Source organism: Pedobacter sp. GQ55 (genome assembly GCF_059758925.1).
Genome location: NZ_JCAXEI010000011.1, coordinates 34,253 through 60,155 on the forward strand (window position 1 = coordinate 34,253; position 25,903 = coordinate 60,155).

Genomic DNA, 25,903 nt, shown 5'->3' on the forward strand with positions numbered 1-25,903 from the left:
ACAACTATAGTCGGCCGAGTAAGGTCCAGGGGGGTAATAAAAATTGAAATATTTTTAGGTTATACCAATTTGCTTCGCAGCTACTGCCAAACCAATAGCCAATCCTCCAAGATTAATAATGTAAAACCCTTATTTTTCCAAAGGTTCCTCCAGGCAATTTTGAAACTAAGCTTATCCATCTTATGCAATACACCAAGGCAATGCCAAATTCAAACAAGCTCATTTAAAGAACAGTAAAGCAAGTTACAGATTCCAGAATGTACGGCAGCAAACAGCAGGTGTTCAATACTGAACGTGACTAACCGACAAATTATTTATTAAACAAAAACAGCAACAACGGCAAATACGTACTTAGCCTCACCCTTAATATGCGCAACGCATTTTTAACATGGCTCCTTACACTTTGCTCAGATATCTTTAACCTTTCGGCAATTTCCGCGTGAGTCAAATTTTCTTTTCTGCTCAGCTCAAACACCTCGCGCATCCTTGTCGGCAAATTGGCAATCTCTTTGTCAATTATCGATATCAGGATTCTTTCTCTTACCCTGTGATCTGTTTGCGATGGATAAGTCTCAATAAACGACTGAAAATGACTAATGTACTGTTCAGCTGTAGAGCTTCTGTCAATGGTATCTATAATCTTGTACCTAACCGCCTTAAATAAGTACGAGGATAGCTCCCCTTTTATATCCAAAGTGGTCTTTTTCTCCCACAAACTCAGAAAAATCTCGTGAATAATGTCTTTTACCTGCTCTCTATCCTTAAGTTTTCGATAAGCATGCACATACAGCAATCCTTTATATTTATTGTACAAGGTTTCAAAGGCCTGCTGATTCCCGAATTTCATTTCTAGTAAAAGGCTAGCATCATTGTTATGCTCTACAATCATTTTAACAGTAAAGTTTAATGTTTAGATAGCGGTTACACCATAGAAGTATATCCAGAGAGGTATTCGACAAATAAAATTCTAAAGTAATTAATATATTCACAACTATATTTAATATTTATCAAAAACTAAAACAAAATCGGCAATTAATAACTTAAGATAAATGACAAACTAGTAAATTATGGCATTTATAGATTACTACAAAACCCTGGGACTCGACAAAAGTGCTACGCAGGATGATATTAAAAAAGCCTATAGAAAATTGGCCAGAAAATATCACCCCGATCTAAACCCTAATGATAAAAATGCCAATAGGTTGTTTCAGCAAATAAATGAGGCTAATGAAGCACTGAACGATCCAGAAAAGCGTAAGAAATACGATGAATATGGGGAACATTGGAAAAATGCGGATCAGTTTGAACAGGCAAAACAATCGCAACAGCAAAACCAGAATGCATACTCAGGTGCCGGTTACCAGGGTGGTGGTTTTAGCGGTGCTGATTTTGGGGGTGAAGGATTTAGCGGTGGCGGAGATTTCTCTGATTTCTTTGAATCCTTATTTGGCAATGCAAGGGCGCAATCAAAACGCGGAAGCCGCAAATTCAAAGGGCAGGATTACCAGGCAGAGATTAGTATATCGCTTCGCGATGCCTACAATACACACAAGCAAACGCTGGCTGTAAACGGCAAAAACCTAAGGATAACCATTCCGGCGGGAATAGCGAATGGCCAAGTAATCAAATTAGCAGGTCAGGGTACGCCGGGTGCAAATGGCGGTCCTAACGGCGATTTGTACATCACCTTTAATATTGGCGATGATCCACATTTTAAAAGACTTAGCAACGATTTGTATACGAGCACAGAAATAGACCTTTATACTGCCGTTCTGGGAGGCGATGTAACGGTTACCACATTTGATAGTAAAGTAAAGCTTAAAGTGGCCCCTGGAACTCAAAACGGCACTAAAGTAAGACTAAAAGGCAAAGGTTTTCCGGCATACAAAAAAGAAGAAGAGTTTGGAAACCTCTTTGTAACGTATGCGGTTAAGGTACCAACGGAGCTTACAGAGAAACAGAAAGAACTTTTTAATAAACTAAAAAACCTGGGGTAAGGCATTTAAATTAAGTAATCATGGAAACAGAATTAATAACCATAACAGAGTATTGCTTTAAGTATGATATTGAACCAGAGTTTATTATATCCCTTGAAGACTCAGGAATTATTTCATTAACGATGGTTGAATCAGAAAAATACATACATATCAGGCAATTTGGTGAACTGGATAAGTACATCCATCTGCATTACGATTTGCAAATCAATATTGAAGGTATAGATGCGATCAGACATTTGTTAGAAAAAGTAGATGTTCTGCAACAGGAAATTCAGGAGCTTAAAAACCAGTTGCATATACACCAGTAAGGAGATTTGTCATTCGGCTGGTAGAACACCTAATTCTCAAACACCACCGTCTTATTCTTATAAACAAATACCCTATCACTCAACACCAACCTCATGGCCTTTGCCAGAACCGCAGTTTCAATCTCTTTTCCAGACCTTACCATATCCTTAGCGGTAAACGAATGATTTACCGGAATAATCTGCTGGGCAATTATTGGTCCTTCATCCAAATCATTTGTTACAAAATGTGCTGTAGCACCAATCAGCTTCACTCCTCTTTCAAAAGCTTGTTTATACGGATTTGCCCCAGCAAAAGCAGGCAAAAAAGAATGGTGTATGTTAATTATCCTATCGACAAAACTAGCCACAAAGCGTGGCGATAGAATTCGCATAAACTTAGCCAGAATCACATAATCGGGACTATACGCATTTATCTGATCAATCATTTCCTGCTCCGGATCATTCACTCCATTAGCATAAGAAATCAAAGAAAAAGGAACATCAAAGCGCTCACAAATCTTTTGCAGTATGTCATGATTTCCAATAACCCCAACAACAGTGGCACCCAATGTACCAAAGTTATTGCGTACCAAAATATCGGCCAGGCAATGATATTCTTTAGTAACCATCACCACAATTCTTTTTTCGGCAACAGGATTAACATGAATAAGCGCGCCGGCAGGTAAAATCTTGCGCATGGTTTCTGTAAGTAAGGCCTCATCAGAATACCCATCAACCTCCAAACGCATAAAAAACATACTTTCGGCCTTATCAACGTGTTCCCTCATGGAAACAATATTCAGTTTTGCTGCAGATAATATCTGCGAAATATCGGCAACCAGCCCTATCTGATCTTTACACTGTATTATTATTATCATCGATTGTTAAAATAGGAAAGCAAGATAATAATATTTCTTACAAGCGAGAACCTACTCTGCCGATCTAAAGTCTTTTGAATCTGCAAGGTATTTCAATATAGAATCAGGATCCTTATCCTTTACCCCGCTAACGGTAAACTTCTGCAAATGCCCCAGTTCCAATAAAAAACCGCAGCCAGCTTCAATAAACGAATCCTTCAATTGCTCATTCTTTTCGATATGATAAGAATTAAAGGTCGAAAGTTTACCTTGCTAGAGGTACATTTTATCCACTTTTTTGCATTTCTGCCAGCTTTTCCAGCTTAATCCCTTCAAGAGTCCCGTTGTTGGTCAAAAATAAAACATATAACAATGAGTTATAAATGGTAATTTTTAATGTAAACCATTGTTAAATAGCACTTAAACTTCACAATGCGTTAACATTGCAATGATATTTTTGTTAAAAGCAAAAGTACTATGAACTCTGTATTCAATTTTTTTAGTCCTAAAGACAAAACATTTCAACCCATGTTTGAGCAGGCAGGCAACAATCTTGTGCAAATTGCCAAAACGCTTGTTCTTGCAGTAAACACTCCTGATCAGGAAGACAGAAAAGTACACATCAAGGAAATTGCAAGACTGGAACAGGTAGGTGACGATGTTACGCATCACATCCTTTTGGGGTTAAGTAAAATATTTATCACCCCGTTTGACCGGGAAGATATACATGCTCTGGCGAGTTCTTTGGATGATATTGCCGATTATATTTATGCAGCAGCCATGAACATGGACTTATACAACCTAAAAAACATAAGCAAGCCAATGATAGAACTGGCCGAACTGCTTTTAGAGATGTGCAAGGATTTAAATATCGCCATAGCTGAACTTAGGAGCTTTAAAAACACCAGACTAATTGCAGAGATATGTATTAAGATTAATAAAGGCGAAAGCACTGCAGATCATATTTGCAATACCGCAGTAGGCAGTTTATTTGACAACCAAGCCGATGCTATTGAGTTGATTAAACAGAAAGAGGTACTGCAAAGTATGGAAATCGCTTCTGATAAATGTGATGACCTTGCGAATGTTTTGGAAACTATTCTTATAAAGAATGCTTAGTTAAAATGCATAATTAATATGTTCGTTCTGAACGTAATCTTGAACATCGTGAGATCCCAGGATTGGCATAACCAAGGGATCTCACGATGTTCAAGGTGACGAACGCTTTAAACGAACGCTATATATTTTATTTACTAAACTTGTAAATAGAAGTTGTTTTATACTGTTGCCCCGGATTTAAAACCGTAGTTGGAAACGCTGGCTGATTTGGAGAATCAGGGAAATGCTGAGTTTCCAAAGCAAGTGCAGTTCTGAAATCATCCTTTGCACCACCTTTAAATACATTTTTACCTTGCATAAAGTTACCGCTGTAAAACTGCAATCCTGGCTCCTGAGTATAGATATCCATGATCACACCAGATTTATCGCCTTTTACAGTAGCAGCATGAGTCATGCCTAATCCTTTAGTACCATTTAATACATAGTTATGATCATAACCTTTACCAGCTTTTAACTGGTCGTTAGCTTCTTCAATGCGTTTACCAATAGTTGTAGCAGTTGTAAAATCAAACGGCGTACCTTTTACAGTTACATTTTTACCCAGAGGGATTAAAGTAGTATCAACCGGAGTATAAAGATCAGCAAAGATTTGAAGGTCGTGGTTTAAAATCTCTCCACTGCCCTCTCCGTTCAAGTTAAAGAAAGCATGGTTGGTAAGGTTAACCACAGTTTTCTTATCCGTAGCAGCCTCATAATCCATTTTCAATTCGTTATCATCGTTAAGGCTGTAAGTAACTTTTACTTTCAGGTTTCCAGGGTAACCTTCCTCCATGTCTTTAGACAAGTAAGTAAGTACTAAAGTTTGCGAATCGGGCATTGCGGCATCCCAAACTACCGCCTGGAATCCTTTTTTACCGCCATGTAAAGTATTTTGTCCGTTGTTAAGCGCCAAAGTATATTGCTTACCGTCTAAGCTAAATTTACCTTTAGCAATCCTGTTGCCATAGCGGCCGATTGTAGCACCAAAATAAGGCTCAGTAGAATTCACAAATCCATCAACACTATCAAATCCTACTACAACATCAACCAGCTTACCATCTTTATCTGGCACTAGCAAACTCACCAGTCTGCCACCATAATTGGTAAAGGCCGCCTGTACATTGTTTTTGTTTTTAAGCACGTACAGATTGGTTTTTTTACCATCTATTTCTTTTTGGAATTTTGTACTATCCAACTGAACGGTTGCAGCGGTACTATCGGCCTGCGCTACAGTCGAATCAGCTTTTTTTGGTTCATTACATGCTGTAATTGCAAGTAAAAAAATTGCAGCTAAGCCTGGTTTTAATGTTTGCTTCATTTATTATTTGGTTTTAGTTAAAATATGTTGTGTTAATTTCAATAAGCCTAAATTAATGTATTATTTCAAAAGCGCCCTCATAAGTGGAGTATTTTTCAATTAATTCTACCTTTATAGGCGCATCATTAATAATTTTTTGCTATTGGAAGGGTAAAGCTGACGTCATCTCGAAGGAGAGATTTCCTTTTGCCGGAAAAACTAGTATCAGGCCTTAGATATCCTTCGGTCCAGGTAGTCTAATAACAGGCCCCACACAGGTGTATCACTTGTGTACCCACCTAAACAAACCTGATTTTACTATGGTGTTATTCGGGTGTTTGGCCAGTTCATAATAAACTGTGCCCAAAGCTTATTGAAATCAGCAGTATCTACGGATGTTAAAATCATCCAATTAATCACCAAAAAGTTTAATGATTTGGGTTCGAATTCAGGTTCGGAAAGAACGCTGACTGCGCCCTATAAAATAGTAGTTTTCAGGTGCACTCTAAAACTACTCTTGTTCGGCCAGAACCGAACGAACCAGGGTAGTAGTTGGGTAAAATGACCAGGACTATCCAACTTTTCTATTAGCGATCCTTTCACTTATCCTCTTGTCGCATTTGAAATTTACAAGCTTCTAGAGCAAGATTCTTAAGCGCAAAATGCTTCAAATATTTTGAAGATTTCGCAAAATTTTAATTCATCAGGTTAGATATCTTCAGAGGGATGAAACGATATACTCACATATAAAACACGTTAAATTTATGCCCGTCCGGATCGGCGAACACAAGTCCATAATAGCCCTTTCCAAATTCCTTGGCTTTTGAAACGATGGTTCCGCCCGCATTTGGGATTTCTTTCTCCCATTGGTCCACCTCATCTTTGCTTTCTGCAGAAAGGGTAAATATCACTTCGTTAGCCACGTGTGCGTCGGAAATTTCAATCTCCACATTTGCTTTCAGCTTGTCTGTTAAAAAGAAGTGCATTATAAAATTATTTCCCCCGGCAAAAAAGCTGGTCAGGTCTTCAGACCTGCCGTTGGGTTTAAACCCCAGTGAGGTATAGAATTTTGTTGTTCGGTCCAAATCACTTACCGTTAAATTTGACCATATCATTTTTGGATTCATATCTATGTTTTTTTTAGTTAGAAACTCTTTCACTAAGTTATAGTGTCATGGCGAATCACTTGGGGTGTAGAAGTGACATTTAAACAGGTAGTTTGCGACAATAATGCTTAAAGAGTACCTATTTAATAGTATGCCTAATAAATCTCCTCAGTACTTAGCCAGCGATAGACCAGCACCCTGCCTCCAGTGATAATAGCTAGCGCCGGGGCAGCAACGCTTTGGGCAGTAGTAATGTCGTTGCCTGTCCGCACTTTCACTATATTACTCCCGATCCATTTTAGCAGTACTATCCTTACCTGTATCATTAAGGGCACACTCCGTAAGTTTAAAAATAAGAATAGTTAAAACCAAGGTAGCTCCATGATAATTAGCCCATCAATTGTGAAACTTAAATCAACATAAACAATTGGTTTACAGCATACATAGCTAAATCCATTCTATTTCCTCATAAGTTAAAAAAAGTTAAACTTGGTTGTAAAGTTTAGCAGCAAATTCTTAATTCTGTAAATTACATCTATGATAAGAACTAAGCACTCTTTTTTTGCCACCATACTGTTATTCAGCTCATTAACACAGGCACAAAACAAATTTAACGGCAACTTTGAAGTACTAGACACCAAAGGAAATCCACAGGGTTGGAATTTAAAATCGAAAAACCAAAGCCCATACATCGTAAAGCTAGACAGTGCAATTAAGCTACAGGGAGAATATGCAGTTTCCATTACCGACAATGCAGGAGCAGATTTCGGCGCAATTACTTTTAAAATAAATAAAAAGTTTCAGGGGAAACATCTGACACTAGTTGGTAACCTAAAAACCAAAAACGTAACTGGCGGTTTTGCAGGAATCTGGATGCGCACAGATGATATCAATGGAAAGCGCATCGCCTCTGAAAATTCAGAGAATTCGGCTTTTACCGGCACAAACGACTGGAAAGAGTTCATGATTCAGCTACCTTATGATGGCAGCGAAACGGCAACGATTAATGTCGGTGCGGTGCTGGTTGGCAAAGGAACAGTCTGGGTTGATAGCTTGCGGCTGTATCTTGACGAAAAGCCAATAGACGAAGCCCTGGAGTTACAGACAGATGTATACCAAGCTCTAAAAGACACGCTACTAAATAAAAGCTCAGGAATAGATACCATTGCTTTAACCCCCTCCACTCAAAAAAGCTTAGCCTTACTGGGCGAATTATGGGGCTTTCTAAAATACCATCATCCGGCAATAGCCAATGGAGATTATAACTGGGATGCGGAGCTATTTCGTGTATTGCCCGAGATTCTTAACTGTAGAACCGACATCCAGGTATCGCAAGTGATGGAAAAATGGGTTGATAAATTAGGCGAAGTTCCGCCTTGCGCAGATTGCAAAACACAACCTAGCCTTGCTAACATTGCCGTTAGACCTGATTACGGAAGCCTATTCAGGAATAAAACCTTTAGCAAAACGCTTTCGGCCAAACTGGACTACATTTTAAAGAATACAAACAATACCTCAAATTACTATATCGGTGAAATTGATCTCATGAATGCATCTCACAGTTCTTTTCCACATGAAAACAAATATGCCGACAAAATGTATCCCGATGTAGGTTTACGCTTACTGGCACTTTACCGTTACTGGAATGTCATTCAATATTTTTGTCCAAACAGAGCGTTGATTAGTGAAAACTGGAACACCGTCTTACCTGCTTTTATTCCTCGGGTAATTAAGGCCAATAATGAACAGACCTATATAAAGGCAATAGTTAAACTAATTGCAAGCATCCACGATTCGCATGCATTTATTGAAAGTGAGGTTCGTGAACAAGATCTGGGAAGGTATAGATTGCCATTTGATGCGGAGTTTGTAGGAGATCGGTTGGTAGTTACAGGCTCGCTAAAAGAAGGAGCTGACATAAACAAAAATTTAAACAGAGGCGACATCATAGTTGCTATTAACGGAGAGAAAGTAGAGTCGCTAATAAATAAATACCTGCCCATTACTCCTGCCTCAAACCACACCACGGCATTGAGGGATATGAGTAGCGTTTACCTAAGAAGAGGTATTGACAGCACTTTTAAACTACAAATTATTAGAGGCAATGCACCCATGACTGTGGTTCAGCAAGGCTTAGAAATAAGCAAAGTGACTGATGCTTATCTGCAATCTAATAAACCCGCGTACCAATTGATCAACACCAATATTGGTTATATCTATTGTGGTGGCTACAAGAACACCATGCTAGACAGCATAAAGACAAAATTCAAGAATACAAAAGGGATAATTGTTGACATGCGTGGCTATCCAATTGATGTAATGACCACTACCTTGGCCGCCTATTTCAAATCTGAATCCAGTGCTTTTGCAAAGTTAACAGAACGGTCCATCAACTATCCGGGTATGTTTACGTTTCAATCTCCTAATAATACCGGAACAACGGCCACGGATTATTATAAGAGAAAAGTGGTAGTACTTGTTAATGAAAATACCCAGAGCCAGGCAGAATTTATTACAATGGCCCTGCAAAGTGCTCCAAACACGATTGTTATAGGCAGCTCTTCTGCTGGTGCTAATGGCAACGTTACTCCTATTTCTTTGCCCGGTGCCATTACAACCTGGTATTCTGGTTTAGGTGTATATTATCCCGACGGCACAAATGCCCAGCGTGTTGGAGTGAAAATTGACAAGGTAGTAAAACCAACTATTAATGGCATACAAACCGGTAAAGACGAGGTTTTGGAAGAGGCAAAAAAACTGATTTTGATGAATAAGTAATCCTTTGCGATTTAGCCCGCCTCATTAACTTAAAATGCTAATGCAACTCCACTATTCAAACCTTCATCATATTTTTCCTTATTGAATTTATAAAGTATTACGCTTACCCTTGATCCTGTAGATGATGACCATGTTAAGGGCAGCTTATTGGGTATGTTTGATGCGAAAGGTGTTCGGGTAAAAGAAACTAACTAAATGACTTGATTTTTAAGATTCTGTTAAGGGAGTAATTTAAAATTACTCCCTATGAATTACTTATCCATTCTTTTCTTATACACTCCTGGATTCATTCCCGTGATTTTTTTAAATGTCCGTGAAAAATGGGAAAGGCTTTCAAATCCGGTCATCTCAGCTACTTCGGTATATTTGGATGTGCTTGTCATGATTAAATACTGCGCCCGCTCGATACGCTTTTCAGTAATATAAGCAAGGGGACGCGAGCCTGTATATTGCTGAAAAAGCCTGGAGAAATACTCTGGATTTTGATGCACCCTCTCAGCAAGTGATTTAACCGAAAGCGGCAAATGTAAACTGACCACAATATGACTTATAGTATCCAGAATCTTTATCGGAATGTGTTGCCTTTCTTTTTGGGCAATGATTTCTGGTTGTGCAAATCGGGAAATCAACTGGAGCAATATACCCTGAGTTTCTAAAAATTGAGCAGCAGTTTGCTGGTTGTTGAGTTGCTGATATTCCTTATAATAAACATCCTTTTCATATATCCTGGGGTTATCCGACCGGTTGATCCCGCGTCCGGGATTGATATGGACGAGCCGCTCAAAGTTGACAAGGTCAATATCCCTAGCCGGAACCTTAAATATAGACCTGTTGTCAGCAAAAAGCGATATCCCATCAGAGGAGTCCTCAAAGAATTGCACGAAATACTGATCCAGAAAATTATGGCAGGTCAAATTGCATAAGGTAAAACTGGGAATGATGTATAGGTATCCTGCTTCCAGCCTCAGTTTTTTTTCGAAATGAGAAATTCCTCCCTCTCCTCCAGTTATATAATATATCCGATGATAAGGACTGATCACGTTTGTGTAATTCCAGCGTGAGTCAAGCTTAACATGATCGATGTTTAGCAAGGAGAAATTGTGAGTCAGTATGCGTTTGATCATATTAGCTAATGTAATAAAATTTAACAAGTCTGTTATGGTAAAAATTTAGTCTGATTTTGTCTACTATAATCAAGTATAAGCCTTGTATTTTTGGTTTACCTCTGATTTACAAATGGAGGTAACCAATATAAACGTTAATCAGCTAACATCACACTATGAAACGGAGAACACTGATCAAGGGAGGTATTGCGGGACTGGCATCATTATATGCTTCCCGTTTGTACGGATATTCTTATCTAAATGGCGCATCATCAACTGGCAGGATTGGCCCATTCCAGCCCAATTGGGATTCACTGGCACAATACCAGGTTCCTGATTGGTATAGGGATGCCAAGTTTGGAATATGGGCACACTGGGGTCCTCAGTGTCAGCCAGAACGAGGTGACTGGTATGCACGGGGAATGTATCAGGAAGGCACCGATCAGTATAAATACCATTGTGAAAAATATGGACATCCTTCTAAGTTTGGATTCAAGGATGTGATAAATGAGTGGAAGGCCGAAAAATGGGATCCGGATGCACTTTTGGCCTTGTATAAAAAAGCGGGAGCGAAATATTTTATGGCGCTTGCAAACCATCACGACAATTTTGATCTGTTCGACAGTAAGCATCAGCGCTGGAATGCTACCAAACTGGGTCCAAAAAAGGACCTAATGGCTGGCTGGGCAAAGGCAGCTAAAAAACAAGGTTTACCGCTGGGTGTAAGTGTGCATGCGGCTCACGCCTGGAGTTGGTACGAAACTGCGCAAAGAGCAGATAAGTCAGGCCCTATGGCAGGAATACCTTACGACGGGAAACTTGCTGCTGCCGATGGAACGGACAAATGGTGGCAAGGTTATGATCCACAGGAATTGTATGCGCAAAACCATCCTCTTAGCGAAAACAGCCAAAACGACGGAGCCATTCATGGGCAGTGGAACTGGGGTAATGGGGTATCCCAGCCAAGCAAGGCTTATTGTGAGAACTTTTACAACCGTACAATAGACCTGATAGACAAATATGAACCGGAACTGGTTTATTTCGATGACACGGTACTCCCATTGTGGCCGGTAAATGATGCCGGACTGCGCATTGCAGCACATTTATACAATAAGAGTATCAAAAAGCATGGAAAGTTAAAAGCTGTAATTAATGGCAAGATACTGGACGAGCAACAGCGCAAGTGTATGGTGTGGGACATTGAACGAGGTCAAAGTAATACCATAGAGCCGCTTCCGTGGCAAACCGACACCTGTATTGGCGCCTGGCACTATGACCGCAGGATTTATGATAACAATCATTATAAATCATCTAAGACAGTTATTCATACCTTGATAGATGTGGTTAGCAAGAATGGGAATCTTCTACTCAACGTTCCGCTAAGGGGTGACGGCTCTATAGATGAAAAAGAACGCATTGTTGTTGAAGAGATTGCCGCCTGGATGCAGATTAATAGCGAGAGCATTTACGGCACCCGGCCATGGAAGGTATTTGGCGAAGGACCGGCAATGGAATCTGCAGCCCCGCTAAGTGCGCAGGGCTTTAATGAAGGCAAAGGCAAACCCTTCGGGGCTTCGGACATCAGGTTTGTAACCAAAGGAAATATCCTTTATGCAACTTTACTAGGATGGCCTGCAGATCAGAAGGCAATTATCAAAACTTTATCCCAAGACATTGGAAAAGTAGAAAGAGTGAGTTTGATGGGGCAACACAAAACACTTTCCTTTCAGCAGACAACCGAAGGATTAAAAATAGACCTCCCGCAACAAGCACCGGGAAGCAGTGCATTTGTGCTTAAAATAGAAGGAAATATTGTTTAAATTATATGCTATAAACGCAACATAACCCTGAATTCATCAATCATGCGCCACTCTAAAGTTTTTTGGAGTGGCGCTGCTTAATTTAGGCACCTGTTTATTTAAACATATTTATGTCTTTTTATTGATTTAATTTGTTTACAAAATATACCTTTTAGTATATTTACGCCATAATTATAAATGAAATGCTTACAAAGGCAGAAAAAACAAAACAATTCATACTCGAAACAGCAGCCCCTCTGTATAATGAGAAAGGCATTTCGGGAGTGAGTATAGATGATGTACTTGCGGCCACCAAGCTTACAAAGGGATGCCTTTACGGTCATTTTGAGAACAAAGAAGATCTTTCTGAGCAAGTTATTGACTTGTCACTTAAGATGATTTCAGACAAAGTGAGAACCGAAGTATCAAAAGGTAAGACGGTAAAGGGCAAAGTATTTGCGTTTATGGATTTCTATAAAAACCCTATCCAGACTTACATTTCTGGAGGATGCCCTATATTTAATACCGCTGTCGAGACTGATGACAATTATCCTGGTATAAAGCAAAAAGTAGCCAAGGTGTTTAGAACCGGTCAGGAAGAAATTACGGCCTTACTTCAGGAGGGAATCAATAATGGCGAATTTTCAAATAATCTTGATCCTGCTGTCTTTGCTTTTAAAATGGTAGCTGCAATTGAAGGTGGCTGTGTAATGTGCAGGGTTATGGACACAACTAAACCCATGCATGGACTGATCAAAAGCCTGAAGGCTGAGTTAGAGCAATACGCTTTGTAATTTTTTTTACATCAAAATAGACTAAAAAGTATATTAAAAAATAGACCAAAAAGTATAATTCAATATTATTAAACATGAAAACAACAGGAAATACCGTATTTATTAGTGGCGGAAGCGCTGGTATAGGATTAGCTATTGCTAAAAAATTAAGTGTAGCAGGCAATAAAATAATCATCAATGGACGCAATGAAGAACGTTTACAAAATGCGTTAAAACAATTAGACAATGCCGTTGCCATACAAGGCGATTTATCATTAGAGGCGGATAGAATCCGTATCTCGACGGAACTAAAGGAGAATTACCCGGAGGTGAACATCATTATTAATAACGCAGGTGCTGCCTTTAGCTATCTTCTGAATGAAACTTTAAATGCGCACGAAAAGGCCGTTATAGAAATGAATACAAATTACTTTAGTATAATTCACTTTACAGAACTGTTACTACCACACCTGGTGCGAAAAACAGCAGCCGCTGTTGTAAACGTCTCATCAATTGCAGTTTTTAGAAGCCACAAATTTCTACCGACATATGGTGCTACCAAAGCTGCACTGCACAGTTACACTACAGCTTTGAGAGACACGTATGAAGAACAGAAAAATGTTCAGATATATGAAGTATACCCTCCCCTGGTAAACACAGAATTTTCGGCGGAAATTGGTGGCGCAAACGGCATTCCTCCTGAAGAAGTTGCTGACGAACTGTTTCTGGCACTAGAAAAAGATCAACTTGATGTTCCCGTGGGCGATTCGAAACATTTTTTTAAACAAGCTTGATCATCTATCTGAATTATCATGAATATACAAGGTAAAACGATATTAATTACTGGAGGTGGTTCTGGCATCGGATTAGCATCGGCCAGACAGTTTTTAGCCGAAGGAGCTAATGTAATTATCACGGGCAGAAACGAAGCTAAATTAGATGCAGCAAAAAGTATGCTCCCATCATTAACAGCTATAAAAAGCGATATTGAGAGCGACGAGGACGTTTTATCACTTTTTAATAAGGTTGCTTCTTTGGGTGGGATAGATATTTTATACAACAACGCTGGCGTTGGAAGCCCGGCTCTTAATCTTGGGGTTGCAAATGATCAAATTCTGAAGAATGCAATTTATGAAATGAATGTGAATTACTTTGGAGTGATCAGACTAAATAATCTTTTTATTGATATGCTGAAATCAAGAAAGGAAGGTGCTATCATCAACACAACATCGATTTTGAGTTTGGTTCCGGCATTAGAAGAGCCGACCTATTCTGCCACTAAGGTGGCTTTAAGCTTTTACACTCAATTACTTAGAAAGAACCTGGAGATACTAAACAGCAACGTAAAAGTATTTGAGCTGCTACCCCCCGTTGTGGCAACAGACATGACAGCTAAAAGGAATGACAAGAAAATCTCTTCGGAGCAGTTGGTAAAAGAACTTATTTCCGCAATCAAAAAGGATCAGTTTACCATCCGTGTGGGGGATACAAAATTATTATCTGTTGTAAGTAGATTTTTCCCTAAACTAGCTTTCAATTTAGTAAACCCTAAAAAGATATATCCAGGTCTTGTGCAGTAAATAAAACGCTAAAACATATAATATGAAAGCATTCGTAATTAATAAATACAGTAAGAATGTGGGTTTACAGCTTATTGATGTACCTGCACCCGTAGTACAAGACAACGATGTTCTGGTGGAAATTCACGCAGCAGGATTAAATCTTTTAGACGCCAAAATAAAGGCGGGAGAGTTTAAACTAATTTTACCGTATAAACTTCCGTTAATTTTGGGGCATGATGTTGCAGGTATAGTTACCGATGTTGGGAAAAAAGTAAAAAAATTCAAAGTCGGAGATGAAGTATACGCCAGGCCCTCCGACTACCGTATCGGTACTTTTGCAGAATTCATTGCTATAGATGAAAAAGATGTAGCGCTTAAGCCCAGGAACCTTTCTATGGAAGAAGCGGCATCCATCCCTCTGGTGGCTCTTACGGCGTGGCAGGCTCTTGTTGAAGGTACACAAGTTACAGCGGGGCAAAAAGTGTTTATCCAGGCTGGTTCTGGAGGGGTCGGCACCGTTGCAATTCAGCTTGCAAAGCATTTGGGAGCCACAGTTGCGACTACTGCAAGCGGCAAAAGTTTCGATTTGCTTAAAGAACTAGGCGCCGATGTGATTATTGATTACAAGACTGAAGATTTTGAAAACCGTTTGAGCAATTACGATGTGGTATTGAACAGCCAGGATAAACAGACACTTGAAAAATCATTACGAATACTAAAATCCGGCGGAAAACTTATTTCTATTTCCGGGCCGCCAACTCCTGATTTTGCCAGAAAAATAGATGCGCCTTGGTTTATAAAAATAGTTGTATCGTTAACAAGTGCAGGTGTACGCAAAAAGGCCAGGAAAAATGATGTTGACTATTCCTTTTTATTTATGAGAGCTCAGGGCGAACAATTAAGTAAAATCACAGCGCTTATTGAATCTGGAATAATCAGACCTGTTGTGGACAAAATCTTTACTTTCGAAAAAACAAATGAGGCATTGTCCTATGTAGAAAGCGGACGTGCCAAAGGAAAAGTAGTTATCAAAATAAAACTTGCGCATTAAAACAGTCATCATGCTGAGATGATCTCAGCATGATGACTGTTTTAGATAAACTTATTGTGTCTTTTCAATTGATTATTAAAACAGTTTTTCTTGTGGTGGTTTAACGCCTGCCAGTCGAAGGTATACAGTTGTTTGCCCTCTGTGGTGCGCCTGATGTTCAAAAACTTTAGCCAGAGCCAATCTTTTAGTCATATCGAATTTTCCAAACAATTTGATGGATTCATCGAGTTGTGCGTCGGTCATCTTTTTTATGTTATCGATCACAAAATCATAACTGTTCAACACCAAATTGGTTACATTAGCTTTGGATTTATCACCAGTTTTTTCCAAATCGCCCTGCCCAACCGGACTTTTAGCACCTGTAACAGCCGAAACGAAACCATAGTTGGCATCTCCCAGGTGTAATAGCTGCTCGGCAAAAGATCGCATTTCTGGAGTAGGCTTTAAAGTATAACCGCTTTCTGGCATTGCATCCAGATATTCCTTAGTATAAGCTTTTGATCTTTCCCATTCCTTTACCAGATCGGTTACTGTTACTTGTGCCTTTGCCATTTGGCTGCTGATGATTAAACATAGTACCACGGCTAAACTTTTAAGTTTCATGTTTTTTGGATTTTAATTGAGTATTTAGACTTTTGCTTCTTATAAATTTACTGTTTTTCAAATAATTAAGCTAGATTAAGTTGCAAACCTTGACCTGTTGTGATGAGGCTGTATACTTTCTGATCAGGCACCACTTCTACTATCTTTTGTTTTGAGTAATAAAATTCTTTATAGCGGGAAGCGAATTCATCGTTAATTTCTTCTGTATTTGGTCTACCAATGGAGGTAGTGAAATCGGATACTTTCATAGTTATTTAACTAATCTTTAATAAGTAATCAAATTTACAGGCAATTACGCTGCTTGACATAGGCCAAAATAGACATTCTAACGGGTCGATTTGGACGTGTAAACTTAATCAATCAATGCTTGCTTTTCAGGATCATTTAAATACGCAAACATTAAGTCAATTTGTACCGCCAGTACCCTGTCTTCTGAAAGCTCGGGTAAATCACCTTGTTTGAAAAAGCCTACATCTAAAATATCAAATGCCTGGTTATATTCTCCGCTTGTAATTTCACACTGAATAAAGATCTTGTATACATAATCTAACTGCGGGGGATGCGGGTGGCAGCGTTTATCCAATACAGCTAATAATTTTATTGGTTTAACATTAAAACCAGTTTCTTCTAAAGCTTCTTTTACTGCGGCTTCTGTTGGAGATTGTCCAATGTCTGCCCATCCGCCTGGCAAAGACCATTTGCCATCTGCTTTCTCTTTGACCAACAAAATTTCATTTTTGTCGTTAAAAATAACTGCCCGTATATCGACCTTAGGGGTGATGTATTCCTTTGCTGTACTAAAATAGCCAGCTAACTGATCTGATGACAACCCGGTTGACATGTTCATCATTTCCAAACTGATCTGCTCCAACTCCCGATACCGCTCGGTATCATATTCATTGTTAGCATAAGTTAAACCCAAATGGGCGATAGACCTTAGGCGCTTAGCATAAGCTAAAATCGTTGATGACATAATATTAAAGGAGTTTTATCCCGGCTTTCCGGTAAGGTTGTAACAATAAATCTTCGGGGTCCAGATTGGTGACCATCAGGTCGATAGCCTCAGTCTTGCATATTTCGATGGTCGATACTGCATTCAGCTTTTCTGTGGTAGGCACAACGATCAACTGGTCGCCCATTTCACTAATCCGTGTTTTAACGTCCGCTTCTTCCAATACGGGATCCGTTACGCCGTGATCGATATGCAGACTGTGTACGCCGAGTACGCTGAGATCTGCATGAAGGGTATTGTACTTTTTAAGCACATCTAAGCCCGTAGAAACTTTCGACTTCTTGGAAGCCTTCCCTCCGGCAAAAATGAGTTCAATGTTGGGAAAATCAAAGGTTAAGTTGGCGATGGGATAGCTATGTGTAATAAGTGTTAATTTGATGTTCCGTGGTAAATAGCTTGCGATTAGAAAAGGTGTTGTACCCCCATCGAAAACGACAACTTGCCCATCTTTAAACAGACGTACTGCTTTTTGGGCTACAATCCGCTTTTCGCCATTTGCATACAGTTCTCTTTCCTGATAAGTAACGGGTAATATGGCTCTTGGCTGTGCTCCACCTTTTACCCTGGTTATTAAGCCGGCGTCGGCCATCTCGCGAATATCACGCCTTATGGTATCTTCTGAAGTTTGCAGTTTTGCTGCCAATTCCTGATAGCTCACCTGATCATTCAGGCGCAACTGATCTAAGATATGTTGTTGACGTTTTGATTTTGTCATTGCAAATTATTTGCACCTAAAATACAAATAAATACAATATATTTGCACAATATTTACAAAAAACAGCATATAACTGCATAATTAATACTAACTCAAAAACAATGACAAATTTCAAAGCAATTATTTTTGATCTGGACGGAACCATTGCAGATACGTTACCACTATGTATTGCTGCCTTTAAAAAGAGCATAGAACCGTTGTTAGGTAAGCAAATAAGCGATGAAGAAATTGTGGCAACCTTTGGCCCGTCTGAAGAAGGCACCATAAGAAAACTGATTCCACTCCATGAGGATGCAGGTGTCAAATCTTACCTGACGAATTATGAAGAACTGCACTACACCTGCCCGGCCCCTTTTCCGGGGATTAAAGAGTTGCTCGAAAGCTTACAAAATAAAGGCGTACAACTGGCCATGGTTACTGGAAAGGGTAAGCACAGTACGAAAATTTCGTTTGAACAATTTGGCCTGGCACAATACTTTGATGTATTGGAAACCGGTTCGCCAGATGGCCCTAATAAAGTGAACGGCATCAGATCTGTGTTAAAGCATTTTCAAGCTGAGGCTAAAGAATGCCTCTATGTTGGTGATGCACCGAGCGACGTGTTTTATTGCAAGGAAATTGGCATCCCCATTGCAGCAGCAGCTTGGGCAAGTACTGCTGATATTACTGCACTGCGGACACTAAACCCCGAATGGTTATTCAAATCAGTGAAGGAATTTCAAAGCTGGGTTTTAGATTAGACTCCTCGTCGTACTAAGGGTCTAGCCTTGGAAAGGCATTCCATTTATGACCGTCCGTATCTGATTAACTGCTTTTACCCTCAACCATATTTCACGGTTGCCAATTTTCACTAAAATTGATTCAGTGGTTTGAACCGGAGCTAATCAAGCATCCGGTATTTCAGGTTCTACCAATTTAATCAGTTTTTCAATCGATTCCTGCCAACCCAGATAACACATTTCGGCGGGTATTACAGTAGGAATCCCTTCTTGCAATACTTTTAGCTCTGTACCTACTGATGTTTTTTGAAACCAAACAGAAGTGGTCATTACTCCTGGCAGATTTGGATCGTCAAATTTATCTGTATATTTCAAAAACGCACTTGGTTTGACCTCTATATATTCCCCACCAAATGAATGGCCATTACCAGTTGTGAAATTTTGAAACGACATTCTAAATGTGCCCCCAACCTTAACATCCATACTGTGTACGGTACAAAGGAAACCATAAGGTGGTAACCATGAAGCGATAGCCAAGGCTTCGGTGAAGGCACGATATACCTTTTCAGGTGATGCCTTAATAACTCTGTGCAATGAAACTTTGTTGTCTGACATAAGAGTAGTTTTTAGTATTGATTTATGTTTATGTTAATTTGCTTTAACAAATATGCAAGTAAAAACAGCTATTGATCAGGGGTATATACGACAATTTCACGACCAATTTGCGACATATTAAGCATTATCACCTTAAGTTCAACATTCTCATTTTGACTACAAAAATCCTCAATTAGCCTACAAGCGGGCAATTCTATCTATTGACCTTTGATGTATCATTTATTTAAAATATAAAATCATGATACATCAAAAAGATAATGCAAATACAAACAAGGTTTGGTTCATCACGGGTGCTTCCAGGGGTTTTGGACGCGTTTGGGCTGATGCAGCACTAAAACGTGGCGACAAGGTTGCAGCTACTGCACGCAGTTTGGAAAGTATAACAGACCTGAAGGAAAAGTATGGTGAAAATGTACTGACTTTAGAACTCGACGTAACAAATTCCGAGCAAGTAAAAACGGCGGTGGAGCAAGCCCATGATCATTTCAGCCGACTAGACATTGTGTTGAACAATGCCGGCTATTCATTGGTCGGGACTATTGAAGAAGCCAGCGCAGACGACATTCGCGCGCTTTATGAAACCAATGTTCTTGGCCCGGTTGCTGTTATACAAGCCGCTTTACCATTACTTCGGGAACAAGGATTTGGTCACATACTGGGAACATCAAGTAACCTGGGGCATGTAACCCTACCGGTTATTGGCTACTATAGTTCATCAAAATGGGCGTTTGAAGCCATACATGAAAGCCTTGCCGAAGAAGTTAAAGCCTTTGGCATCAAAGTAACGATTATAGAGCCAGGCGCTTATGCTACTGAGTTTGGTAGTAAGGATTCATTGAAATTTGCACAAGGAATGGAAATTTACACAGAATTTAAGGCAACTTTTTTTGAAAGCCTAAGCACTATGAAAAGAGGCGATCCGAATGCGACACCAGAGGCACTGTTTAAAATTGTAGATGCAGAAAACCCTCCACTACGGCTCTTCCTCGGCAGCCAGTGCCTACCATTGGTGCGTAATACGTACAATGAGCGTTTAGCTGTCTGGGAAGATTGGGAAGAAGTATCTAACTCCGCACAGGGATCCTCAAAATAATGCAATCTAAAATAAGATAACTTGTTAAAACAGGAATGATAATCGATATTTAACCAACCATTGGTTATCATTTCAATTGGCGATGAAAAAGAAAGAAAACATTCCGCAGAAAATTGCTTCCTTAATAGATGCCCATCATGCTTTTGGGTTACCTAAGCCGAAACATCCTTTAGTGAGTTTGCTCAATGGCCCGCATTCACAGATGGAAGTAGTTAGACCTCTTCAAAACCATGTAATCGGTTTCTATAAAATATCATACAAACCTAGGCTTGGCGGAAGGCTAAAGTATGGACAGGGTTATTATGATTTTGATGAGGGAGGTTTATTGTTTGTTTCGCCTGGCCAGGTTATTGGCAGCGAAGATGATGACGACACTATATGTTCTGCATATACTTTACTGATCCATCCGGATTTCTTTTTAGGTTATCCACTGTCTAAAAACGTAAAGCAATATGGCTTTTTTTCTTATTCAACAAACGAAACCTTGCATCTTTCAGAAGAGGAAAAAGCAACGGTCATAGAGATTTTCAAAATGATTGAAAATGAACTGAACAGCCGGATCGACGATTTTAGTCAGGATGTGGTGATTTCTCAGATTGAGTTATTGCTAAACTATGCCAATCGTTTTTATAAGCGCCAATTCATTACCAGAAAAGCAGTAAACAGTAACTTGCTACAACAATTGGAAAGGATATTAGACATTTATTTCGCGGATGAAAGATCTTTAAGCGAGGGTATTCCGACTGTTCAATTTCTTGCAGAAACACTAAATCTGTCGCCCAGTTATTTAAGCGACATGCTGCGGTCCCTTACCGGACAAAACGCACAACAGCACATCCATCAAAAACTCATAGAGAAGGCGAAGGAAAAACTATCTACCACCAGTTTATCAGTAAGTGAAGTTGCTTATGCGCTAGGTTTTGAGCATCCACAATCGTTCAGTAAGTTATTTAAAACAAAAACCAACCTCTCGCCATTAGAATTTAGAAAGTCATTTACATTATGAACATTCAGCTAACATCAAAAAATGCACTGGTTGGTGCAAGTACTCAGGGTATTGGACGTGCTATAGCAGTGGAACTGGCAAAATGTGGCACCAATGTAACCTTAATTGCCCGTAATGAGGCCAAACTAAAAGAAGTCACTTCCCTTTTGCCCCTGGTACACGAACAACAGGTGCATCAATATGTTGTCGCTGACTTTTCAGATTTTGAAAAATATCAAATAATCATTTCTGATTTTTTCAAGAGCCATACGGTCGACATTTTGGTGAACAACACCAACGGTCCGAAAGCGGGAACGGCATTAAACAGGGACACAAACTCCTATCAGCAGGCCTTCGACCTTATATTCAAAACAGTTTGTGAAACAACATCGCTGGCGTTACCGCACATGATTAAACAAAAACATGGACGTATTATAAATGTATCATCCATTTCTGTAATAGAACCCATCGATAATCTGGTGCTTTCAAATGCTATTCGATCTGCAACTGCAGCCTGGGCCAAAACACTATCGAATGAAGTGGCGCAATACAATATTACTGTCAACAACATTCTAACAGGCTATTTCGATACCGAAAGGATAAGTGATCTTATTGATAAGCAGGCAGCCTTAAGCGGGCGAACGGTTTCTGAAATCAGGAAAGAAAGAAAAAATGAAGTTCCAATGAAAAGGTTAGGTAAACCCGACGAATATGGATATTTAGTGGCTTTTTTGGCATCAGAATATGCTTCATATCTCACAGGAGCAAACATCCCTCTGGATGGTGGCCTTGCTAAGTCATACTAATAACCTTAATAAAAATAACTTTGAGAATTAATAACAGATAAAATGGATAATACAAGAGTATATAAAATGTCTTTTGCGAGCGTTTATCCGCATTACATTCAAAAAGCGGAGAAAAAAGGACGCACAAAAGAGGAATTAGATGAGATCATATTTTGGCTGACAGGATATGACAAACAATCATTGCAACAACTCATGGACAACAAAACCAATTTTGAAACCTTTTTTGCTCAGGCACCACAAATAAATCCAAATGTTTCAAAAATTACGGGTGTAATTTGCGGTTATCGTGTGGAAGAAATCGAAGACCAGCTCATGCAAAAGGTACGTTATTTGGATAAATTGGTTGATGAATTGGCAAAAGGAAAGGCTATGGAGAAGATTTTAAGGAAGTAAATCAATTCAGATTTCGATATTCATTTGGCGTATACCCTACTTGCTGCTTAAATGAACGGCTAAAATGCTGTGGGTATTTGAAGCCCAACTCATAAGCAATCTGACTTACCGACTTAGAGACATCAAAAATCATCTCTTTTGCAAGATCCATTGTTTTCAATTGAATGTATTCCTGCGCAGATTTGCCAGTTTCCTTCTTTATTAGGTCACCGAAATAATTAGCCGAAAGATTTAGTCTCTCGGCACAATAGCTAACAGTTGGTAAACCGATCTCTTTCGGTTTATCCGAACTGAAATAATCATTCAGCAATTCCTCAAATTTTTGAAGGACTCCTTTATTGACATTCTCTCGTGTAATGAACTGACGATCGTAAAAACGAATACAATAATTAAGTAGCAACTCAATATTACTCAAGATCAGGGTTTTGCTGTGTTTGTCTATACCTCGCTCCAGCTCATACCTGATTTTAGCGTAACAGTCGTAAATGAGTTTCCGCTCACTCTCAGATAAGTGAAGGGCTTCGTGTACTTCATAAGAAAAGAAATTATAATCAGCTATTTGACGACCTAGTGGAGTACCTCTTAGCAGATCAGGATGGAAGACTAAAGCCTGTCCCTTTGGTTGGTATAGTTCACCATTGTTTTCTATCCCGATCACCTGTCCTGGCCCAACAAATACCAGCGTTCCTTCCTCGTAATCATAATAGTTGCAACCGTAATGCAAATCACCACATTTGATCTCTTTCAAAAACACAGCATAAAAACCGTAATTCGACTTTCTGCTCAATCTTTTATCAGCCTTCGAAAGGTCAACAATGTTTACCAACGGATGAAAGGTCTCATTGTTATTTAACGCGCTGTATTGCCCAACCGAATTGATCATTAATACATTTTCCATTTCATTTACCTTTATCTTCTTCAAAGATACTATATCCGGAATAGTTTGTATTGCCGGCATAACCTAATCAGTAATAATGGTATACATTCCAGTAATAGATATAACAACTGGCTACGAAATAGACCTGACCTTGGTATTAATCAAGTAAATAAAAAACAGCATTAACATGAAATATAGAAAATTAGGCACTAGTGGATTAGAAGTTTCCGCGATGGGTTTAGGCTGTATGGGCATGAGTTTTGGATACGGTCCTGCACGTGATAAAAAAGAAATAATTGCCTTATTATATGCTGCAGTTGAAAAAGGACTTACCTTTTTTGATACTGCAGAAGCTTATGGACCATTTATCAACGAAGAATTATTGAGAGAAGCTTTAGCGCCATTTCGTAATCAAGTGGTAATTGCCACTAAGTTTGGGTTCCCGAAAGGTGATACCAATCTGGGTCTAGACAGCCGTCCGGAAAATATCAGATCAGTTGCTGAAGCCTCGCTAAAAAGGTTGAAAGTTGATACTATCGATTTATTTTATCAACATCGGGTTGCTCTACAGATGAAAATGTCGTACAAACAAGCCTGGGATTTGGTGCAGCATATAAATGGACATTTCGATGAACCTCTGATGGTTCTATCCAGAGATGGAACAGGTGATGGAAAGGCTATTGTTACAGAAAAAGGACTTCATATGATTGATGAATTCAAAAAAATTGCAAGAAAATTCTATAAAAACTTAACAGCGAATTGACATCCCTATATAAACAAACGCATATTCATCCTATATTTATCGTTATACTTTTAAAAACACAACGATAAACAGAACTTTCAAACGTATATCAATAAATATGAGTGATTTTTACAAACTTTTAGCTTGCGTTATTGGATCATTCCTTTTGCTGCTCATCATTTTTGCACACAATCCCTCTCCTTATCAGTTCACTTATCCTATTAATTTCGGTAATCGCATTACTATTCCTTCAGATAATCTAACTACCATAGAAGGTGTGTTCTTAGGACGTAAACTATTTTATGAAACAAGACTTTCCGGAAGCAGGCAAAAATTACTTTGTAAATTTAGTATTCAATAACCTTTAATATGAAATCCTATAAAATAATATTCCTTACTTCCCTATTTATTGCCTCGCTGGGGTCAAACAAGTTATTTGCTCAAACTGATGCAAAGCAGGCCTCGGCAGTCATCGAAGGTGAGGTCAAAACCAAACTGGTATTAACTCCCGCTGATGTGGATAAACTACCTAAAACCACTATTGTCCAGAAAGACCAGACAGAAAAAGAACATACCTATACGGGTGTTGAACTTGGCTTGGTACTTAAAAATGCCGGGGTAACTTTAGCCGAGGAATTAAAAGGTGAAAACCTGACCAAATATCTACTAATAGAAGCCAGCGATGGTTACCAGGTACTTTTTTCATTACCTGAAGTTGATCCTGCATTCTTTTCGCGTAAAATTATTCTGGCCAACAGAAAGGACGGTGCCTTATTATCAGCCGATGAGGGCCCGTTCCATATCATCATTGAGGGCGAAAAAAGGAAACCGAGAAACGCGAGACAGGTTGTTTCAATAAAGGTTAAATTCGCTAATTAATGAAAAAGCGATTCCTATTTCTGCTGTTAGTGTTGTCGTTGGCAACTCATGCACAACCGCTAAGGGTGGCTGTTGCTGCTAACGCACAATTTGTAATAAAAGCCCTGCAGGCGGATTTTAAAAGGAGAACAGGGATTGAAATAGAGATTATTACAGGTTCTTCTGGAAAGCTAACTGCTCAAATAAAGAACGGAGCGCCTTACGATGTTTTTCTTTCTGCTGATATGGATTTTCCAAATGCACTTTATCAGGAAGGTTTCGGGATTAAGCCGCCAGAAGTATATGCATTGGGCAGTTTAATTGTATGCAGCACTTCTGATCTTGAATTGAAAAACTGGCGGAGCTTACTAATTACCACCAAAATAAACAAGATAGCCGTTGCCAATCCGGTACTAGCACCTTACGGAAAAGCGGCAGAACAGGCTTTGCGTCATTATGGATTATGGAACAAAATCAGTTCTAAAATGGTATTGGGCGAAAGTATCTCGCAGGTGAACACCTACATTTCTACAGGAGTGGCTAGTTTAGGTTTTACAACGGAAGCATTGATATACGAAAGTCCCGATGCTGCAAAACTCAAATGGGTGAAGGTTGATCATAAAGTTTATGATGAAATAAAACAAGGAATGCTCATTCTGACTTACGCTAAAAAGCGCAATTACGATAAAGCCTTGAAGTTTTTCAATTATCTTCAATCGCATGCAGCTAAACAGCTTTTTAAGAAGAATGGGTATAGAATTCCGTAAGTTTAAAAAG

The 25,903-nt window shown here is 39.2% G+C and carries 31 protein-coding genes; 18 read left to right on the forward strand and 13 right to left on the reverse strand.

Annotated elements, in window-relative coordinates; all coding sequences use genetic code 11:
* Nucleotides 1-310: 310 nt before the first annotated feature.
* Nucleotides 311-889: an RNA polymerase sigma factor gene (locus AC6CH7_RS22125; protein ID WP_498264765.1), complete on the reverse strand. Its 579-nt coding sequence runs from the start codon at nt 887-889 to the stop codon at nt 311-313.
* Nucleotides 890-1,067: 178 nt separating this feature from the next.
* On the opposite strand from AC6CH7_RS22125, the gene AC6CH7_RS22130 reads away from it, so the two are divergent.
* Both AC6CH7_RS22130 and AC6CH7_RS22135 read left to right on the forward strand, forming a co-directional pair.
* The gene (locus tag AC6CH7_RS22130; RefSeq protein WP_498264766.1) at nt 1,068-1,997 is read left to right on the forward strand and encodes a DnaJ C-terminal domain-containing protein; all 930 of its coding nucleotides are present in this window, start codon (nt 1,068-1,070) and stop codon (nt 1,995-1,997) included.
* 20 nt (nt 1,998-2,017) lie between these two features.
* Nucleotides 2,018-2,305: a chaperone modulator CbpM gene (locus tag AC6CH7_RS22135; RefSeq protein WP_498264767.1), complete on the forward strand. Its 288-nt coding sequence runs from the start codon at nt 2,018-2,020 to the stop codon at nt 2,303-2,305.
* Nucleotides 2,306-2,334: 29 nt separating this feature from the next.
* Here the strand turns inward: AC6CH7_RS22135 and purU are convergent, their stop codons facing one another.
* Both purU and AC6CH7_RS22145 read right to left on the reverse strand, forming a co-directional pair.
* On the reverse strand, nt 2,335-3,162 hold the full coding sequence (purU, locus tag AC6CH7_RS22140; protein WP_498264768.1) for a formyltetrahydrofolate deformylase: 828 nt from the start codon (nt 3,160-3,162) through the stop codon (nt 2,335-2,337).
* Between the two features lie 51 nt (nt 3,163-3,213).
* Nucleotides 3,214-3,363, reverse strand: a complete 150-nt coding sequence (locus AC6CH7_RS22145) for a hypothetical protein (RefSeq protein ID WP_498264769.1) — start codon at nt 3,361-3,363, stop codon at nt 3,214-3,216.
* 255 nt (nt 3,364-3,618) lie between these two features.
* Between AC6CH7_RS22145 and AC6CH7_RS22150 the strand changes: the two genes are divergently transcribed.
* Complete coding sequence (locus AC6CH7_RS22150; RefSeq protein ID WP_498264770.1) at nt 3,619-4,260, forward strand: DUF47 domain-containing protein; 642 nt, start codon at nt 3,619-3,621, stop codon at nt 4,258-4,260.
* A 127-nt stretch (nt 4,261-4,387) separates the two neighbouring features.
* On the opposite strand, the gene AC6CH7_RS22155 is transcribed toward AC6CH7_RS22150, so the two are convergent.
* The 3 genes from AC6CH7_RS22155 to AC6CH7_RS22165 all read right to left on the reverse strand — a co-directional run bounded on the left by AC6CH7_RS22155 (nt 4,388) and on the right by AC6CH7_RS22165 (nt 6,977).
* Nucleotides 4,388-5,557, reverse strand: a complete 1,170-nt coding sequence (locus AC6CH7_RS22155; RefSeq protein ID WP_498264771.1) for an aldose epimerase family protein — start codon at nt 5,555-5,557, stop codon at nt 4,388-4,390.
* Between the two features lie 719 nt (nt 5,558-6,276).
* Nucleotides 6,277-6,663: a VOC family protein gene (locus tag AC6CH7_RS22160; RefSeq protein ID WP_498264772.1), complete on the reverse strand. Its 387-nt coding sequence runs from the start codon at nt 6,661-6,663 to the stop codon at nt 6,277-6,279.
* Nucleotides 6,664-6,797: 134 nt separating this feature from the next.
* A complete protein-coding gene (locus AC6CH7_RS22165; protein WP_498264773.1) occupies nt 6,798-6,977 on the reverse strand; it encodes a hypothetical protein in 180 nt (59 codons plus the stop codon).
* 202 nt (nt 6,978-7,179) lie between these two features.
* Between AC6CH7_RS22165 and AC6CH7_RS22170 the strand changes: the two genes are divergently transcribed.
* A complete protein-coding gene (locus AC6CH7_RS22170) occupies nt 7,180-9,420 on the forward strand; it encodes a S41 family peptidase (RefSeq protein ID WP_498264774.1) in 2,241 nt (746 codons plus the stop codon).
* Between the two features lie 251 nt (nt 9,421-9,671).
* Here the strand turns inward: AC6CH7_RS22170 and AC6CH7_RS22175 are convergent, their stop codons facing one another.
* Nucleotides 9,672-10,544: a helix-turn-helix transcriptional regulator gene (locus AC6CH7_RS22175; protein WP_498264775.1), complete on the reverse strand. Its 873-nt coding sequence runs from the start codon at nt 10,542-10,544 to the stop codon at nt 9,672-9,674.
* A gap of 155 nt (nt 10,545-10,699) precedes the next feature.
* On the opposite strand from AC6CH7_RS22175, the gene AC6CH7_RS22180 reads away from it, so the two are divergent.
* The 5 genes from AC6CH7_RS22180 (at nt 10,700) to AC6CH7_RS22200 (ending at nt 15,708) form a co-directional block, all read left to right on the forward strand.
* Nucleotides 10,700-12,343, forward strand: a complete 1,644-nt coding sequence (locus AC6CH7_RS22180; RefSeq protein WP_498264776.1) for an alpha-L-fucosidase — start codon at nt 10,700-10,702, stop codon at nt 12,341-12,343.
* Nucleotides 12,344-12,525: 182 nt separating this feature from the next.
* A complete protein-coding gene (locus AC6CH7_RS22185) occupies nt 12,526-13,116 on the forward strand; it encodes a TetR/AcrR family transcriptional regulator (protein WP_498264777.1) in 591 nt (196 codons plus the stop codon).
* A 74-nt stretch (nt 13,117-13,190) separates the two neighbouring features.
* A complete protein-coding gene (locus AC6CH7_RS22190; protein ID WP_498264778.1) occupies nt 13,191-13,889 on the forward strand; it encodes an SDR family oxidoreductase in 699 nt (232 codons plus the stop codon).
* An 18-nt stretch (nt 13,890-13,907) separates the two neighbouring features.
* Complete coding sequence (locus AC6CH7_RS22195; RefSeq protein ID WP_498264779.1) at nt 13,908-14,675, forward strand: SDR family oxidoreductase; 768 nt, start codon at nt 13,908-13,910, stop codon at nt 14,673-14,675.
* Between the two features lie 22 nt (nt 14,676-14,697).
* The gene (locus AC6CH7_RS22200) at nt 14,698-15,708 is read left to right on the forward strand and encodes an NADP-dependent oxidoreductase (RefSeq protein WP_498264780.1); all 1,011 of its coding nucleotides are present in this window, start codon (nt 14,698-14,700) and stop codon (nt 15,706-15,708) included.
* Nucleotides 15,709-15,783: 75 nt separating this feature from the next.
* Here the strand turns inward: AC6CH7_RS22200 and AC6CH7_RS22205 are convergent, their stop codons facing one another.
* From AC6CH7_RS22205 to AC6CH7_RS22220, 4 genes are all read right to left on the reverse strand, one after another.
* Entirely contained in the window at nt 15,784-16,311 is a 528-nt protein-coding gene (locus AC6CH7_RS22205; RefSeq protein ID WP_498264781.1) for a DinB family protein, read from the reverse strand.
* A gap of 65 nt (nt 16,312-16,376) precedes the next feature.
* Nucleotides 16,377-16,559 (reverse strand): hypothetical protein, encoded by a 183-nt coding sequence (locus tag AC6CH7_RS22210; RefSeq protein WP_498264782.1) that lies wholly within the window; start codon nt 16,557-16,559, stop codon nt 16,377-16,379.
* Nucleotides 16,560-16,663: 104 nt separating this feature from the next.
* On the reverse strand, nt 16,664-17,284 hold the full coding sequence (locus AC6CH7_RS22215; RefSeq protein WP_498264783.1) for an NUDIX hydrolase N-terminal domain-containing protein: 621 nt from the start codon (nt 17,282-17,284) through the stop codon (nt 16,664-16,666).
* Between the two features lie 4 nt (nt 17,285-17,288).
* Nucleotides 17,289-18,038: a DeoR/GlpR family DNA-binding transcription regulator gene (locus tag AC6CH7_RS22220; protein WP_498264784.1), complete on the reverse strand. Its 750-nt coding sequence runs from the start codon at nt 18,036-18,038 to the stop codon at nt 17,289-17,291.
* A gap of 101 nt (nt 18,039-18,139) precedes the next feature.
* On the opposite strand from AC6CH7_RS22220, the gene AC6CH7_RS22225 reads away from it, so the two are divergent.
* The gene (locus AC6CH7_RS22225; protein WP_498264785.1) at nt 18,140-18,778 is read left to right on the forward strand and encodes an HAD family hydrolase; all 639 of its coding nucleotides are present in this window, start codon (nt 18,140-18,142) and stop codon (nt 18,776-18,778) included.
* A 144-nt stretch (nt 18,779-18,922) separates the two neighbouring features.
* Here the strand turns inward: AC6CH7_RS22225 and AC6CH7_RS22230 are convergent, their stop codons facing one another.
* Nucleotides 18,923-19,372, reverse strand: coding sequence for an SRPBCC family protein (locus AC6CH7_RS22230; protein ID WP_498264786.1), 450 nt, complete (start codon nt 19,370-19,372; stop codon nt 18,923-18,925).
* A gap of 238 nt (nt 19,373-19,610) precedes the next feature.
* Between AC6CH7_RS22230 and AC6CH7_RS22235 the strand changes: the two genes are divergently transcribed.
* The 4 genes from AC6CH7_RS22235 (at nt 19,611) to AC6CH7_RS22250 (ending at nt 22,649) form a co-directional block, all read left to right on the forward strand.
* Complete coding sequence (locus AC6CH7_RS22235) at nt 19,611-20,465, forward strand: SDR family NAD(P)-dependent oxidoreductase (RefSeq protein ID WP_498264787.1); 855 nt, start codon at nt 19,611-19,613, stop codon at nt 20,463-20,465.
* Between the two features lie 82 nt (nt 20,466-20,547).
* The gene (locus AC6CH7_RS22240; RefSeq protein WP_498264788.1) at nt 20,548-21,471 is read left to right on the forward strand and encodes a helix-turn-helix domain-containing protein; all 924 of its coding nucleotides are present in this window, start codon (nt 20,548-20,550) and stop codon (nt 21,469-21,471) included.
* Nucleotides 21,468-22,256, forward strand: coding sequence for an SDR family oxidoreductase (locus tag AC6CH7_RS22245; RefSeq protein WP_498264789.1), 789 nt, complete (start codon nt 21,468-21,470; stop codon nt 22,254-22,256). The genes AC6CH7_RS22240 and AC6CH7_RS22245 overlap by 4 nt, the downstream gene beginning before the upstream one ends.
* 42 nt (nt 22,257-22,298) lie before the next feature.
* Nucleotides 22,299-22,649 (forward strand): DUF2200 domain-containing protein, encoded by a 351-nt coding sequence (locus tag AC6CH7_RS22250; RefSeq protein WP_498264790.1) that lies wholly within the window; start codon nt 22,299-22,301, stop codon nt 22,647-22,649.
* 1 nt (nt 22,650) lies between these two features.
* On the opposite strand, the gene AC6CH7_RS22255 is transcribed toward AC6CH7_RS22250, so the two are convergent.
* A complete protein-coding gene (locus tag AC6CH7_RS22255; protein WP_498264791.1) occupies nt 22,651-23,607 on the reverse strand; it encodes a helix-turn-helix domain-containing protein in 957 nt (318 codons plus the stop codon).
* Nucleotides 23,608-23,713: 106 nt separating this feature from the next.
* On the opposite strand from AC6CH7_RS22255, the gene AC6CH7_RS22260 reads away from it, so the two are divergent.
* From AC6CH7_RS22260 to modA, 4 genes are all read left to right on the forward strand, one after another.
* Complete coding sequence (locus tag AC6CH7_RS22260) at nt 23,714-24,289, forward strand: aldo/keto reductase (protein WP_498264792.1); 576 nt, start codon at nt 23,714-23,716, stop codon at nt 24,287-24,289.
* A gap of 97 nt (nt 24,290-24,386) precedes the next feature.
* Nucleotides 24,387-24,629 (forward strand): hypothetical protein, encoded by a 243-nt coding sequence (locus tag AC6CH7_RS22265; RefSeq protein WP_498264793.1) that lies wholly within the window; start codon nt 24,387-24,389, stop codon nt 24,627-24,629.
* Between the two features lie 8 nt (nt 24,630-24,637).
* Nucleotides 24,638-25,147, forward strand: a complete 510-nt coding sequence (locus AC6CH7_RS22270) for a molybdopterin-binding protein (RefSeq protein WP_498264794.1) — start codon at nt 24,638-24,640, stop codon at nt 25,145-25,147.
* The gene (gene modA / locus AC6CH7_RS22275) at nt 25,147-25,893 is read left to right on the forward strand and encodes a molybdate ABC transporter substrate-binding protein (RefSeq protein WP_498264795.1); all 747 of its coding nucleotides are present in this window, start codon (nt 25,147-25,149) and stop codon (nt 25,891-25,893) included. Before AC6CH7_RS22270 ends, modA begins: the two co-directional genes overlap by 1 nt.
* Nucleotides 25,894-25,903 lie beyond the last annotated feature (10 nt).

Excerpts from the sequence above, each read along its gene's own strand:
- AC6CH7_RS22125 (WP_498264765.1), bottom strand. The coding sequence starts at position 889 with ATGATTGTAGAGCATAACAATGATGCTAGCCTTTTACTAGAAATGAAA.
- AC6CH7_RS22130 (WP_498264766.1), top strand. The coding sequence starts at position 1,068 with ATGGCATTTATAGATTACTACAAAACCCTGGGACTCGACAAAAGTGCT.
- AC6CH7_RS22135 (WP_498264767.1), top strand. The coding sequence starts at position 2,018 with ATGGAAACAGAATTAATAACCATAACAGAGTATTGCTTTAAGTATGAT.
- purU (WP_498264768.1), bottom strand. The coding sequence starts at position 3,162 with ATGATAATAATAATACAGTGTAAAGATCAGATAGGGCTGGTTGCCGAT.
- AC6CH7_RS22150 (WP_498264770.1), top strand. The coding sequence starts at position 3,619 with ATGAACTCTGTATTCAATTTTTTTAGTCCTAAAGACAAAACATTTCAA.
- AC6CH7_RS22155 (WP_498264771.1), bottom strand. The coding sequence starts at position 5,557 with ATGAAGCAAACATTAAAACCAGGCTTAGCTGCAATTTTTTTACTTGCA.
- AC6CH7_RS22160 (WP_498264772.1), bottom strand. The coding sequence starts at position 6,663 with ATGAATCCAAAAATGATATGGTCAAATTTAACGGTAAGTGATTTGGAC.
- AC6CH7_RS22170 (WP_498264774.1), top strand. The coding sequence starts at position 7,180 with ATGATAAGAACTAAGCACTCTTTTTTTGCCACCATACTGTTATTCAGC.
- AC6CH7_RS22175 (WP_498264775.1), bottom strand. The coding sequence starts at position 10,544 with ATGATCAAACGCATACTGACTCACAATTTCTCCTTGCTAAACATCGAT.
- AC6CH7_RS22180 (WP_498264776.1), top strand. The coding sequence starts at position 10,700 with ATGAAACGGAGAACACTGATCAAGGGAGGTATTGCGGGACTGGCATCA.
- AC6CH7_RS22185 (WP_498264777.1), top strand. The coding sequence starts at position 12,526 with ATGCTTACAAAGGCAGAAAAAACAAAACAATTCATACTCGAAACAGCA.
- AC6CH7_RS22190 (WP_498264778.1), top strand. The coding sequence starts at position 13,191 with ATGAAAACAACAGGAAATACCGTATTTATTAGTGGCGGAAGCGCTGGT.
- AC6CH7_RS22195 (WP_498264779.1), top strand. The coding sequence starts at position 13,908 with ATGAATATACAAGGTAAAACGATATTAATTACTGGAGGTGGTTCTGGC.
- AC6CH7_RS22200 (WP_498264780.1), top strand. The coding sequence starts at position 14,698 with ATGAAAGCATTCGTAATTAATAAATACAGTAAGAATGTGGGTTTACAG.
- AC6CH7_RS22205 (WP_498264781.1), bottom strand. The coding sequence starts at position 16,311 with ATGAAACTTAAAAGTTTAGCCGTGGTACTATGTTTAATCATCAGCAGC.
- AC6CH7_RS22210 (WP_498264782.1), bottom strand. The coding sequence starts at position 16,559 with ATGAAAGTATCCGATTTCACTACCTCCATTGGTAGACCAAATACAGAA.
- AC6CH7_RS22215 (WP_498264783.1), bottom strand. The coding sequence starts at position 17,284 with ATGTCATCAACGATTTTAGCTTATGCTAAGCGCCTAAGGTCTATCGCC.
- AC6CH7_RS22220 (WP_498264784.1), bottom strand. The coding sequence starts at position 18,038 with ATGACAAAATCAAAACGTCAACAACATATCTTAGATCAGTTGCGCCTG.
- AC6CH7_RS22225 (WP_498264785.1), top strand. The coding sequence starts at position 18,140 with ATGACAAATTTCAAAGCAATTATTTTTGATCTGGACGGAACCATTGCA.
- AC6CH7_RS22230 (WP_498264786.1), bottom strand. The coding sequence starts at position 19,372 with ATGTCAGACAACAAAGTTTCATTGCACAGAGTTATTAAGGCATCACCT.
- AC6CH7_RS22235 (WP_498264787.1), top strand. The coding sequence starts at position 19,611 with ATGATACATCAAAAAGATAATGCAAATACAAACAAGGTTTGGTTCATC.
- AC6CH7_RS22240 (WP_498264788.1), top strand. The coding sequence starts at position 20,548 with ATGAAAAAGAAAGAAAACATTCCGCAGAAAATTGCTTCCTTAATAGAT.
- AC6CH7_RS22245 (WP_498264789.1), top strand. The coding sequence starts at position 21,468 with ATGAACATTCAGCTAACATCAAAAAATGCACTGGTTGGTGCAAGTACT.
- AC6CH7_RS22250 (WP_498264790.1), top strand. The coding sequence starts at position 22,299 with ATGGATAATACAAGAGTATATAAAATGTCTTTTGCGAGCGTTTATCCG.
- AC6CH7_RS22255 (WP_498264791.1), bottom strand. The coding sequence starts at position 23,607 with ATGCCGGCAATACAAACTATTCCGGATATAGTATCTTTGAAGAAGATA.
- AC6CH7_RS22260 (WP_498264792.1), top strand. The coding sequence starts at position 23,714 with ATGAAATATAGAAAATTAGGCACTAGTGGATTAGAAGTTTCCGCGATG.
- AC6CH7_RS22265 (WP_498264793.1), top strand. The coding sequence starts at position 24,387 with ATGAGTGATTTTTACAAACTTTTAGCTTGCGTTATTGGATCATTCCTT.
- AC6CH7_RS22270 (WP_498264794.1), top strand. The coding sequence starts at position 24,638 with ATGAAATCCTATAAAATAATATTCCTTACTTCCCTATTTATTGCCTCG.
- modA (WP_498264795.1), top strand. The coding sequence starts at position 25,147 with ATGAAAAAGCGATTCCTATTTCTGCTGTTAGTGTTGTCGTTGGCAACT.